9 protein-coding genes are annotated in these 12,377 nt (G+C 57.2%); 6 read left to right on the top strand and 3 right to left on the bottom strand.

Going from position 1 to position 12,377, the window contains the following annotated elements:
- Positions 1 to 58: 58 nt before the first annotated feature.
- Entirely contained in the window at positions 59 to 316 is a 258-nt protein-coding gene (gene hfq, locus OA2633_RS02465) for an RNA chaperone Hfq (RefSeq protein WP_009800894.1), read from the top strand.
- Positions 313 to 1,644: a GTPase HflX gene (gene hflX / locus OA2633_RS02460; protein ID WP_009800893.1), complete on the top strand. Its 1,332-nt coding sequence runs from the start codon at positions 313 to 315 to the stop codon at positions 1,642 to 1,644. The genes hfq and hflX overlap by 4 nt, the downstream gene beginning before the upstream one ends.
- Here the strand turns inward: hflX and mazG are convergent.
- Positions 1,641 to 2,513, bottom strand: a complete 873-nt coding sequence (mazG, locus tag OA2633_RS02455; protein ID WP_009800892.1) for a nucleoside triphosphate pyrophosphohydrolase — start codon at positions 2,511 to 2,513, stop codon at positions 1,641 to 1,643. The two genes, hflX and mazG, sit on opposite strands and share 4 nt — an antisense overlap.
- Before the next feature lie 133 nt (positions 2,514 to 2,646).
- Between mazG and OA2633_RS15140 the strand changes: the two genes are divergently transcribed.
- Entirely contained in the window at positions 2,647 to 4,959 is a 2,313-nt protein-coding gene (locus OA2633_RS15140; protein ID WP_009800891.1) for an ATP-binding protein, read from the top strand.
- Positions 4,960 to 4,966: 7 nt separating this feature from the next.
- The gene (locus OA2633_RS02445; protein WP_009800890.1) at positions 4,967 to 5,350 is read left to right on the top strand and encodes a response regulator; all 384 of its coding nucleotides are present in this window, start codon (positions 4,967 to 4,969) and stop codon (positions 5,348 to 5,350) included.
- On the opposite strand, the gene OA2633_RS15135 is transcribed toward OA2633_RS02445, so the two are convergent.
- Together OA2633_RS15135 and OA2633_RS02435 are read right to left on the bottom strand one after the other, a co-directional pair.
- Positions 5,347 to 6,150 (bottom strand): response regulator, encoded by an 804-nt coding sequence (locus tag OA2633_RS15135; protein WP_256377098.1) that lies wholly within the window; start codon positions 6,148 to 6,150, stop codon positions 5,347 to 5,349. The two genes, OA2633_RS02445 and OA2633_RS15135, sit on opposite strands and share 4 nt — an antisense overlap.
- 70 nt (positions 6,151 to 6,220) lie before the next feature.
- Positions 6,221 to 6,985, bottom strand: a complete 765-nt coding sequence (locus OA2633_RS02435; RefSeq protein ID WP_009800888.1) for a response regulator — start codon at positions 6,983 to 6,985, stop codon at positions 6,221 to 6,223.
- A 567-nt stretch (positions 6,986 to 7,552) separates the two neighbouring features.
- Here OA2633_RS02435 and OA2633_RS15130 point away from each other — a divergent pair.
- Entirely contained in the window at positions 7,553 to 9,631 is a 2,079-nt protein-coding gene (locus OA2633_RS15130; protein ID WP_009800887.1) for a hypothetical protein, read from the top strand.
- Positions 9,601 to 11,859, top strand: coding sequence for a hypothetical protein (locus tag OA2633_RS15125; protein ID WP_009800886.1), 2,259 nt, complete (start codon positions 9,601 to 9,603; stop codon positions 11,857 to 11,859). Before OA2633_RS15130 ends, OA2633_RS15125 begins: the two co-directional genes overlap by 31 nt.
- The last annotated feature ends 518 nt before the right edge of the window (positions 11,860 to 12,377 follow it).

Genomic DNA, 12,377 nt, shown 5'->3' with positions numbered 1-12,377 from the left:
TGTTTACCTAACTGAGGGGGCGCACGGATTGCGCCGGAATTCAAGTGCGATAAGGCCGATGTCTAACGATAAGAAACAAAACCTGCAGGACGTTTTTCTCAACACGGTTCGCAAGGGCAAGACTCCTCTCACCATCTTTCTGGTCAATGGCGTAAAACTTCAGGGCGTTGTCACCTGGTTTGACAATTTTTGCGTTCTGCTTCGCCGCGAAGGCCAGATCCAGCTTGTCTACAAGCACGCCATTTCCACCATCATGCCAAGCCAGCCCGTCCAGCTGTTTGACAAGGACGAGGCCGAAGGAGACGCCGAGGATTGATCGACCGCAAGCCCGCGCCGCAAACCGCACTCGTTCTCTCTCCGCAATATCCGGGGACGGACGCCAATCGCGCTCAGGCGCGGTTGGAAGAGGCCATTGGCCTGGCGCAAGCTCTGGATCTGGTCACGGCGGAAGCCCGCATCGAGCCGCTGCGCCGTGTTGAGGCGAGCGGCTTCTTCGGCACCGGCAAGATCGCGCAGATCGCTGAACGCGTGAAAGACGCCGAGATCACGGTCGTCATCATTGACGCTGCGTTGAGCCCCATCCAGCAACGCAATCTGGAAAAGAAGCTCAATGCCAAGGTGATTGATCGGACCGGTCTGATCCTCGAGATCTTCGGCTTGCGCGCGCAAACGCGCGAGGGCCGATTGCAGGTCGAGCTGGCGCGCCTGGCGTATGAGCGCTCGCGCCTTGTGCGCACCTGGACCCACCTTGAGCGCCAGCGCGGCGGTCGCGGCTTCCTGGCCGGTCCGGGGGAAACCCAGATCGAAACGGACCGTCGTATTCTCGCGGACAAGATGGCCAAGCTCCGCCGCGAGCTGGACGAGGTCAAGCGCACCCGCTCCCTGCACCGCAAGAAGCGCCAGACCGCGCCCTGGCCCACAGTCGCCCTTGTCGGTTACACGAATGCGGGCAAGTCGACCCTCTTCAACCTGCTCTCGGACGCACAGGTTCTCGCCAAGGACATGCCGTTCGCAACGCTGGATCCCACGGTGCGCGGCGTCAAACTGCCCTCAGGCCGCCGCGTCCTGATGAGTGATACGGTGGGCTTCATCACGGACTTGCCGACCGAGCTGATTGCAGCGTTCCGCGCGACACTCGAAGAGGTGATCGAGGCGGATGTACTCATCCATGTGCGCGACATGGCCGATCCCGACCATGAAGGCCGCAAGGCGGATGTGGAATCGGTCCTGGCCGCCCTGGGCGCCGGAGCAGAAGCAGACCAGCACGTCATTGAAGCCTGGAACAAGGCTGATCAGCTGTCTGCTGAGGATCATGAAGAGCTGGTCTGGCGCGCCAAGCTGCCCAAGCGGGATAACGGGCCTGTCAGCATCGTGACCTCCGCCGTGACGGGGGCGGGCGTTGACGCGCTTCTGGAACAGGTCGAACTGGCCCTGTCCGTTGATGATGTCGCCCTGCGCCTGGAGTTCGGCCCGTCTGATGCGGAAGCGCTGGCCTTTGTGCATCGCCATGGCGCGATCCTGTCAGAGACCACAGATCGCGATACGGGCGTGGTGAGCGTGCATGTGCGCCTGAGTGAAGCGGACGCCGGCCGATTCAACCAGCGTTATGGCGTTTTCGAAGAGGCTGACAGCCTGGCTGACTAGGACCGCTCCTCGGTTTTGACCGCGAGCCACAGGGCTTCCATGGTTTCAAGGTCTGCCTCCTGAACACTCTCGCCTTCGCGGGTCAGACGCGCTTCCACGCCGCGGAAACGACGTTCGAATTTCGCGTTGGCGTCCCGCAGTGCGGTTTCCGGATCCAGCTGGAGTTTGCGCGCGAGATTGGAAACCGCGAACAGGAGATCTCCGATCTCTTCGTGAATATGCGCCGGGTCGTCCTCGGCGATGGCCTCCCGGACTTCAGTCAATTCTTCCTCGATCTTGTCCAGAACCTGATCGATGTCCGGCCAGTCAAACCCGACCCGGGCCGCACGTTTGGAGAGTTTCTCAGCCCGCAACAAGGCGGGCAGGGCGACGGGCAGATTGGCCAGCACAGACGGGTCTTTATCGGCCTTCGCCGCGCGTTCCTCTGCTTTCTGGGCCTCCCAGGCGCTGATCTGGGATTGGGCGTCCCGCGCATCCGCATCCGAGAAGACATGGGGATGGCGACGCAACATCTTCTCTGAAATCGCGTCGGCGACGTCCTCGAAGCGGAAGAGGCCTTCCTCTTGCGCCATCTGGCTATGGAAAACGACCTGGAAGAGAAGATCGCCGAGCTCGTCCTTGAGTTCAGCCATGTCTTCGCGCTCGATCGCGTCCGCGACTTCGTAGGCCTCCTCGATCGTGTAGGGGGCGATGGTGCGGAATGTCTGTTCGATATCCCAGGGGCAACCGCCGTCGGGATCGCGCAACCTGTCCATGATGGCGAGCAAACGATCCAGCGCTCCAACCGGCTTTGAGTCGATGGCCTCGCGATCACGATAGGGAAAGCAGGCTGCAGTGTCGGGGTTATCGGTCATCATCATCCAGCGCATTCGGGTGAAAACAGATTCCCTGCTGAATAAGGGAAGTCGGTGTCCTTGGGGAAGGGGTGCCGGAAACGCGCTTGATGGTTCATTGTTTTTTCAGTTGCACAGCCGAACCTGATCGCATTCATTGGTTGTGTTTATGGAGATCACGATTCTCACAACTGTCTCCCTTCGCGCCAAGATTCTCATCCTTGTGGTCACGGTGACGGTTTCCGTCGCCATGGTTGTGGGATTTGCGAATTTTATCCAGGCCAGTTCGATGAGCCGGACCGCGGCGCGCGCGGAGCTGCATGCCGAGACCCGCGTGGTCGCCGCTCACATACAAAGCGCGTTCCAGATTGCGAATGATCAGGCCTTCATCATCCGCAATACGCCGCCCATCGAGGGCATCATACGGGCAAAAGCCAACAATGGCGTCGACCCATATGATGGCAGCACGCTCGAGACCTGGCGGGAGAGACTGGCGGACATCTTCAGGTCCCATCTCGAGGTTGAGCGTGAATACACGCAAATCCGCTTTATTGGCATAGAAGATGGCGGGCGAGAGATCGTCCGCGTCAACCGTTTGGCCGAAGGGTATGAAATCGTTGATGCGCAGGAGCTTCAGAGGAAGGGAGAGGAGTTCTATTTCCAGCCTGGATTGATGACGCCGCAGGACGCCATCTACACCTCTCCCATTACGGTCAATCGCGAGTTTGGCGGTCCCAGCGGGGACATGACGCCAACGGTGAGGACCATCGTCTCTGTGCGGACGCCCGAAGGCGACCCTTTCGGGATCATCGTGATCAATTCCGACATACGCGTGATCATGGAAGAGGCGCTGCTAGAGGCCGCGCCGGACTATGAAGTCTACATCTCGGATTCCCAGGACAATTTCATCCATTACCTTCCGGACCAGGGCGTGGTGCGCAATGAGTTCGCCTTCCAGGCGGGCTTCGAGCCGCCTGAACTCCTCAGTCTGGATGCCGAAGCGCTTCAGGACGTCGACGGTTACACCTATGTCCTCCACACCCTGGAAGCCGGTGAGGGTGGCGGGAACGGTCTGATCTTCCGGATTCTGGTTGGCGAACCGAACGAAGCGCTGATGCAGGGCGCCTACGCCATTCGCCAGCAATCCATGTTGCTAGCGGTCAGCCTGGTGGTGCTGACCGCGATTGGGTCTTTGCTCTTCGTCACCAGCCTGACCCGCCCCCTGGGAGAGTTGACCGAGGCCGTGCTCACCTATGGCCAGTCCCGGGAACCCATAGCGATCAGTTTCAGCAATAATGACGAAATCGGCGAGCTGGGTCGCGCCTTCATGGAGATGACGCAGGCCCTCAAGCAGAATGAGCTGAGCGCCAATACATTCGAGAACATCATCGATGGCTTGATCCTGATGCGGCCGGACGGATCCATTCAGTCCCTGAACCCAGCCGCAAGAGTCATGTTCGGATATGCAGAGGACGAGCTGATCGGCCAGGATATTTCAGTCCTGCTGCCGGATGGCGTCCGGCAGGAGCGTGAGGGAGCTGTCCGGAAGATCTCGTGTTTCATCGAGCAGCATCTGGTGGGTGAAACCTTCGAGGCGGAAGCATGCATGAAGAATGCTGAGCCCCTGCCTGTCGAGCTGACCCTGAGTGATGTTCAGAGGGCTGACGGCAAGCTTTTCGGCCTGATGATCCGGGATATTTCAGCGCGCAAGCAGATGGAGGTGATGAAGGACGAGTTTGTCTCCACGGTGAACCACGAGCTGAGAACGCCCCTGACATCCATGCTGGGCTCCTTGAGCCTGCTTCAGGCACGCCTGCAGGCGAAGTTCAAGGATGACCAGAAGGCGTCCACATTGCTGGATATGGCCCAACGTAGCTGTGACCGTCTGCATCATCTGGTCAATGACATCCTCGATCTTGAGAAGATCGCCGCCGGCAAGCTGGAATACCGGATGGAAGAGGTGCCCTGTGATGACCTCGTGCAGGATGTCGTGGAAAGCCATCGCGTTCTGGCCGAGGAGCATGATGTCCAATTCGTGCTCGACCTGAAGGCCGATGACCCGCCCGTCCGTCTGGATGTGTCACGCTTCACCCAGGCGCTGGTCAATCTCTTGTCCAATGCGGCGAAATATTCCCCGGCCGGAGAGACCGTGACAATTCTCACGCGCAGGCTTGAGGACGGCCATATCCGGATCTCCGTGGCCGACAATGGCCCCGGAATTCCGGAAGAATTCCAGCCACGCATCTTTGACCGCTTCTCCCAGGCTGACAGTTCGACCACACGTCGCGTCGGCGGGAATGGCCTTGGCCTGAATATCACCAAGAACCTCGTTGAAGCCTTTGATGGGGAGATCAGTTTCGACACCAAGGTCGGTGAGGGGACAGTCTTCCATATCCTGCTTCCGATCGTTGACGCCGTCGCCGTTGACCCCCTCGTCGACGAGACGACTGACTTCATCAGCCTCCAGACCCAGATCGGATGATCATCGGATGACGCTCAAGAGGATCGCGTGTGTCGAGGATGATCCGGATATCCGGATGATCCTGAACATGTCGCTCAGTGAGATCGGCGGCTTCAGCGTGCAGCTTTACGAGGACGGGCCAACAGCGCTCGCCAGGCTTGGGCAAGACGAACCCCAGCTGATCATGCTGGACATGATGATGCCTGGAATGAATGGGCTGGAGGTTCTGGCGGCGCTCAGACAGAAGCCGGAACTCATGAACACGCCCGTGATCTTCATGACGGCCAAGGCGCAATCCCATGAACTTGACGCCTATATCAGCGCGGGCGCCCAGTCGGTCATCGTCAAGCCTTTCGATCCGATGACTTTGCCGGAGAGCTTGCTGAAGATCTGGGAAGGTCTGGACGGCTAGTGCGGACGTTGTTGCTGGGCGATCCGGCTGATGGCGCGCATGACCACAGCCCGATTGAAGGGTTTGATGAGGACATGATCGACTCCGTTCCGGATCACGGAGTGAATTTTCTCGGCGTTGTTCTCTGACGTCAGAAAGATGATGGGGGTCTGGCTGGGAAGGCGGGTCTGACCAGAGCGCACCTGCCTGAGAAGCGACAAGCCGTCTACAGGTTGCATGTACCAGTCAGAAAGCAACATGGTCGGCGTGTAGGTGCGCATCAGCGCCAAGGCTTCCTGTCCCGAACTCGCCATGCGAACTTCGCCGACGCCGATATCCGTCAGAAGTTCCCGCACGAGATTGCGCACGGATATATCGTCCTCGACAAAGAGGATGCGTTGAACCTTCAGGAGCTTTCGAAGAGCATCGGCCTGGTCATCCCCATAGGATCTTGGCGCTGGATTCTCAAAACTTTGCACCAGCTTGGAATGGTCGGCCGTGACATAGCTGCGCAGTTTCGCAATCTTGCTCAAGCTGACATAGATGCGCTCCATGCGCTTCGGCGTGATGTCCTGTTTCGATTGCAGGAGCTCATCCGCATCCTGTTCCAGCTTGAAGAACTGCGCCCCCAGGATCGGAAATCCCATGCAGTACGCAGCGCCTTTCAGACGGTGACTTTCCGTATGTAGAGATTTGAGGTTCTGCTTGAGCTCGAATTGGGATGCCTTGTCATCACCCATGATCCGGGTCAAGGCGGCAAGTTGTTCTGGAAACCTGTTGCAGAACTGTTCGACGACACGTCTCGGGTTTGCGCTGGGCATACAGGACTCCGTTAAGGCTGGGCCCACTCTATGCGAGGGTTCTATTGCAATCGTTACCCACCGTGTCCGATCAGTTCGCGAGCGCGCGCCCCAGAACGCCATGAAGGCGATGCGCGTCAAAGGGTTTGAGGAGATAGCCATCCGGCCGGTACAGGCCGGCGCGTTCGATCGCCTGCTTTGAGGAGGGGACGGTCATGAAAATGAACGGCGTTTCCCGTGAGGGCTGCAAGCCGCCCGAGCGAACTTTCCTGAGCAGGTCGAGACCATTGTCGCCCTCAAGCTGCCAGTCGCAGATTATGGCGTCGACGGAATGCGCGCTGAGGTATTCGACCGCGTTTTTGGCGCATGTCTCGTAAATGACTGAAGAATAACCTTCCTCCTTGAGATACATCTCAGCGAGGCCATGAAGATTGGTGTCGTCATCCACAAAGAGAATGCGTTTGTTGTCCCTGGGGTCCACAAGGGGCGACACTGACAGGTCTTCGGTACGAGGCTCATAGCCCAGATCCCTGAGCACGCCCGCCTGATCGAGCATGTCGGCGATCATGTCCGGCAGGCGCGTCTGTTTCAATGCGGGGCGAGCATCAAGGTCCGAAGAAAGCTGGGTGAGGGCGACCTCCTCGATGAGCTCGAAATTGCGAGCCATGGCTGGAAAACCAAAGGATCCGTACGACCCCAGGAGTCGATGCGACAGCCTCGCGACGTCATCCAGCAAATCTGGATCAACGTCAGATCCTCCATCGGTCTGCAGGCGGGCGTGCAAGGCCTGGATGTCGTCATGGGCCCGGCTCAGGAAGGTGCGGCGCAGGTCCGATAGATCTGTCGAGGTCGGCATGAATCGCCTCCATCACTCAGTGAACTTATTCAGGAGTGTGAGGGGCGGGTTGAGAATATCAAGATAACAAACGTGTTTAATTTGAAGTTTGTCACCAATGCGGGCCAGTGAGACCTGCCGAGAAAGGTACTAAAGGCGGAACTTTCGCGGAATGGTGCGGGCAAAACATTCAGCTCTAACAAGCTGATCCGTGTGCACGTCGCTAGATCACTGGTGCGCGGTCATTTCATCAAAAATGGTGCGTCCCGTCCGGACTGAAAAAAACCTGGGATGTGACTCTTCGGTCTCGTTGTTCAGAGTGCTCGGCCGCGCTGTGAAGCGCTTGCGCTTCGCGGCGTGGGTGAGCGCAACCGCCGTAGGCGGAAAACGGTTCAGTAAAAATCTTTGTCCGGAAAATCCCGATAGCGGACCAACCGTGGTCAGGCCCTCAGAACCTCCGGCCCGGATCAGGGGGCTGGGTCAATTCCTGCCCGTATATTCCTATGTTCGAGATGCCATTTCCGCCAACGGGCTCCCACCCTCGGCCGAATCCCTTGAAGGTAAAATATCCCTTCCATAAGACATCCCATGCGCCCCTCAGAAGACTATTTCATCGATCTTGATCGAACATTCCGCGAGCTCGGAGACGTCGATGATGATCAATCCGAGTATCTCGCCCTCCTCGGTCGTTCAAATTACAAAAAGTGGTCTGACCTTCTCACGCATCGACGTGTCATCATTTTGTCCGAGGCAGGGTCCGGCAAAACTGAAGAGATCAGGAATGCGGCCAAGCGCCTGATTAGCGAGGGCAAGAGCGCATTCTTCCTGCGGCTTGAGCATTTAACTGACGCAATCGACGAAATCGCTTTTGAAGAAGGTAGCCTAACGGACTTTGAGGCTTGGTTGGCAGCAGACCACGAGGCGTGGCTTTTTCTCGACTCGGTTGATGAAGCGCGCCTCCGTGATCCGGGGGACTTTGAAAAAGCGATCAAGCGGATCGGTCGCAAAGTAGCGTCGACTAGACAGCGTCTACATGTGGTTATAACGGGGCGCGCCTCTGCCTGGAGGCCCAATACCGACCGAGCCTTATGCGCGAAGGAGATCCCGTTCGCCCCCATCCAGACAGCACCAGATGATGGGGCGTCAGGCACCGGCAAAGCGCAAGAGAGCAAACCTCAGGCAGACGCCAATTCATCATTCCTTGTTGTAGCCCTGAATGACCTTAACCGTAGTCAGGTCGAGGCCTTCCTGCAGGCTCGGGGGATTTCCGACACTCGTGAATTTCTGGAAGCCGTAGAGCGCGCTGATGCTTGGTCATTCACTTCCAGGCCACAAGACCTTGAGGAACTGGTCGGCTTCTGGTCGCAACACAAAAAGATTGGCTCAAGGCTCGAAATCATTGAGGCGAGCGTTGATAGACGTCTGGCCGAGCGGGACCCGACGCGGGATGAGGCCAGACCAATCCAGCTCGTGAGACTTAAGGAGGCGGCGTGCCGTCTTGCTGGCGCTTCGGTTCTCACCGCGGAGCCCAATATTCAGGTTCCCGACGGCGTGTCCTCTGAGGCGGGCCTGTCGGCCCGTGATCTTCTTCCGGATTGGAACGCCACTGACATCGCGGCTCTGCTGGCGCGCCCAGTGTTTGACGAAGCTATTTATGGGACCGTTCGCTTTCACCACCGATCCGTCCGCGAATACCTGGCTGCAGTCTGGTTCAGAGATCTTCTGGCAAAGCCGACCTCGCGGCAGACCATTGAACAGCTCTTCTTTCGGACCCAGTACGGGCTCGAAGTGGTTGTACCCCGGCTCCGTTTGGTCCTGCCTTGGCTAGCCATATTTGATCAGAGAATTCGGGACCGCGTCGAACGGATCGAACCCGAGGTGCTATTTGAGGGCGGCGACCCTAGCCAGCTCGCGCCTGAAGCCCGGCGACGACTTTTACGGTCTGTATGCGAGCGGCTTGCAGAGAACAAATCCAACCACTCAGTCACCGACTATGCGGCTGTACAGAGGTTCGCTGCTGACGATGTCACCGACGACATCAAGCAGCTTATCAAGCAGTACAAGAATGACCCCAAAGTCCTTAGCTTCCTCGTCCGAATGATCTGGCAGGGCGAGTTGGGCAGCGCGGCATCAGAAGCCATTGCCATTGCGTCGAACCCTGCAAGCGAAAAGCACCTCCGGATCGCCGCATTTCGGGCGGTTGAAGCGGTCGCAAGCCCAGAGGATTTGAGCACCATCAGGACGGCGTTTGCGGCAGAAAACGCCCCACTAAAGCGCGACTGGTTGTCCCAGCTACTTTTTCGCGCCCCGGCCACTAAGCATAGTATTGCTTGGTTGGATCAGTGTCTCAGAAAGGTTGCAGACGCTAACCCGCACAGGGCGGACGAACTTGACGACGCGGTGACAGGGTTCGTCGATCGCCTGGCTATCGACGATCTCCCTACGATGCTGACTTGCCTAGCCGCATTGTTGGAAAAGGAACCGCTTATTGACCGATATGGTTGCGAGGTCTCCGAACAGTATGCATGGCTGATAGAACCCACCGCAGCAGGCCTTTCAAGGCTGGTAGATAGCCAACACGCCAGCGTCCTCGCCCAACCCCTCCTGGGACTATTCCGAAAGTCTCAGCGGGCCGGTTGTATGAAGCCGGTGGTCTGCGCGACCTGAAGGGCCACCTCTCGAAATCAGTGCCTTCCTGGTCTGAGCTAAATGACGCGATTTTCTGGGAAGATATCGGGCGCGAGCGCGCGTTGGATCGAAAAGAGGGGCGACGCCTCACCCACTTCATTCAAGGTGGCTACTGGAAGTCATTTGCGCGTTTCGACACGAAGGATTTCGGGCGGACCGTCCAAATGATTGGGGAGCGTGATCTTCTGGACGACAAACTTGTCGCCCTGTCCCTTGCCTTCAGCATCTATGTGGACTCAGGTCGAAAACCAGCAGATCGGAAAGCGCTTTGGCGAGTCGCCAGCGGAGATGGCGCGCTGGAAGCAGAGCTCGGCAAACTGATGCACCCCCCAGTTGACTCTACCCGACGCAAACATAAGCAGTCGGAGCGCGACTACGAGCGTAGCCAGCGAGAGCGGGAACGCAAACGAGACGAAGCACACAGGTCTTGGCGGGACTGGCTTTCAAAGAATGTTGATCACCTTAGAAATCCCAGATTTGACGATCCAACTGCGGTCAGCAATGCGCAAGAATATGTGTACGAACGTCTTCGGTGTCTAAGTGAGGATCGGAACCAGTACACTTATTCCGACTGGAACGTTCTCGAACCTGAGTTAGGTGCCGAGGTCGCGCGAGCTTTCCGCGATGGCGTGGTAGCCTACTGGCGCAAGAATTCGCCAAAGCTAGTCTCAGAAGGCGCACCCGCCAATAGCATTTCATTCTCGACCATACTCGGCATGGTTGGCTTGGGTATCGAAGCCAGCGAAACGAAAGACTGGGCTAGTAATCTCACGGAAGCCGAAGCGGGGATTGCTTTCCGCTACGCCGTCAAGGAACTCAACGGCTTCCCGTATTGGCTCCAGCATGTCTTTCAGCGGTTCCCTGATCTGATCACGACACTTGTGCTTACAGAGATCAATTACGAGCTCGACCAAGCGACCAAAGACCGTGAACTCCACTACCTGCTGTATGACGTAAGCTGGAGTGGTCAATGGCTATGGGACCGCGTAGCCCCCCCCATGCTCAAACGCCTCCGGAGAGAACCTGATAATCTTCAGTCGCTTGAGAAGCTGCACAAAATCATCAACGGGTCTTCTATCAGCTCAAATGAAATCGCACGGCTTGCGGCGCGTAAATCCCGGACACTGGTCCGGATCGATAATCTTGCTGTTTGGTTCGCGACCTGGGCAGGCGTCGCACCGCAGGAGGCACTTGAGGCGTTAGAAGACCGACTGCCTAGCTTTGCCGATGACGATGGTTTGCAACTTGTCATGGGATTCATCACACGACTGGTTGGAAGTCATCATAGTTCTGGGATCAGCGCCCGGAATGCCTTTAGAGAGCCTGTCCATCTCAAACGCTTGATAGAGATAGTCCATTCCATTGTGCGGATAGAGGATGATATCGACCGGGTCGGTAAGGGCGTCTACACGCCAAATCTCCGTGACAACGCCCAGAACGCAAGAGACCGCCTAACATCGCTTCTTGAAGAGATACCCGGCAAAGCCGCGTTCTCTGCCTTGCACTTGCTGTCACGAGAGCATCCTCACGACTCGGCTCGCTCTTGGTATCTCTTAAAGGCCAGAAGAAAGGCGCAAACGGACGCGGAGGGACAAAAGTGGTCAGCAAAGCAGGTGTTGGAATTTCATCGCGAACAGGAACGGACACCGAAAAATCACCAGGAGCTATTTGACCTGGCGGTCCATAGATTCTCCGACCTTAAAGCCGACCTTGAAGATGGTGACAGCAGCGTCGCAACGACTCTTTTAAAGATCGAGCAGGAAGTAGAAATGCGAAATTTCCTTAGCTGGGAGCTTCGACGGCGTGCGAACGGTCGTTACACCATTGCGAATGAGGACGAGCTTGCTGACGCGAAGCGCATTGACCTTCGCTTCTTCGGGACAGGTTTTGATGGCCCAGTTCCGATTGAACTTAAATTGGCTGAGAAGTGGAGTGGCTCCAAACTTTTTGAGCGCTTGGAGAACCAGCTCTGCAGAGACTATCTCAGAGATCGTCACTCATCGATGGGGCTATTTGTTCTAGTGAATCAGGGTCGCCAAAGCACCTGGCGAATCCCAGGAGGTGAAGTGGTCGACTTTGCAAAACTGGTTCAGAGGCTTCAAACCTTAGGGGAAACGCTGGCGCGTGAAATGCTTGGTGTCGACGCAGTCAAGGTCTTGGGCATTGATCTCACTGCGCGTGCGCAACGCGAAGCGCTGAAGCCGTAGCGGGGCAGATTTGCGGTAATGCTTTTTCGAGTATGCCGGACCTCAAGACTTGAAACATCGATTTGCCGTCGGTTTCTGGCTCTGAGCTCTCCACAAAGACCGCTTGCCCGTGATTCTGTAATTAAAGACGGCCATCTGGAGTCGTGTTGCCGATAGGATTGCGCGTTAAGATGAACATATTTAGGGCCGCAAGTACCCGCTAGTTTTTACGTCCCCTCCTGCGCCTAACTGGCAGATCCCGGTAGCGACCATTCGCGGGCTTTGCAGTGGGCGATCCTCTCGCAGCATTTGACGCAGTCTTCGTCTTACATGTGCGCGAGCGGGACACTTGGACGGGTCAGCGACATGTTCTCTTTCGAAGCAGGGCTAAGATCTTCGTCATCGGGATTCAGATCCCAACGATGCTGTGGCCAGAACGTTCTGAACCTTTCGTAAACTGTAATTCCTGGAAGCGACGGTGCAGAGCGCGTAAGCTAGGAATAGGCTTATTTCATAGGCGAGTCTTACCATCTCATCGC

Source organism: Oceanicaulis sp. HTCC2633, from assembly GCF_000152745.1.
GTDB lineage: Bacteria > Pseudomonadota > Alphaproteobacteria > Caulobacterales > Maricaulaceae > Oceanicaulis.
Note: the sequence above shows the minus strand (reverse complement) of the source record. Positions and strands in the feature narration are given on the sequence as shown.

What these genes read in the sequence shown, in the direction of transcription:
- hfq (WP_009800894.1), top strand. Translation starts at nt 59, where the DNA reads ATGTCTAACGATAAGAAACAAAACCTGCAGGACGTTTTTCTCAACACG.
- mazG (WP_009800892.1), bottom strand. Translation starts at nt 2,513, where the DNA reads ATGCGCTGGATGATGATGACCGATAACCCCGACACTGCAGCCTGCTTT.
- OA2633_RS15140 (WP_009800891.1), top strand. Translation starts at nt 2,647, where the DNA reads ATGGAGATCACGATTCTCACAACTGTCTCCCTTCGCGCCAAGATTCTC.
- OA2633_RS02445 (WP_009800890.1), top strand. Translation starts at nt 4,967, where the DNA reads ATGACGCTCAAGAGGATCGCGTGTGTCGAGGATGATCCGGATATCCGG.
- OA2633_RS15135 (WP_256377098.1), bottom strand. Translation starts at nt 6,150, where the DNA reads ATGCCCAGCGCAAACCCGAGACGTGTCGTCGAACAGTTCTGCAACAGG.
- OA2633_RS02435 (WP_009800888.1), bottom strand. Translation starts at nt 6,985, where the DNA reads ATGCCGACCTCGACAGATCTATCGGACCTGCGCCGCACCTTCCTGAGC.
- OA2633_RS15130 (WP_009800887.1), top strand. Translation starts at nt 7,553, where the DNA reads ATGCGCCCCTCAGAAGACTATTTCATCGATCTTGATCGAACATTCCGC.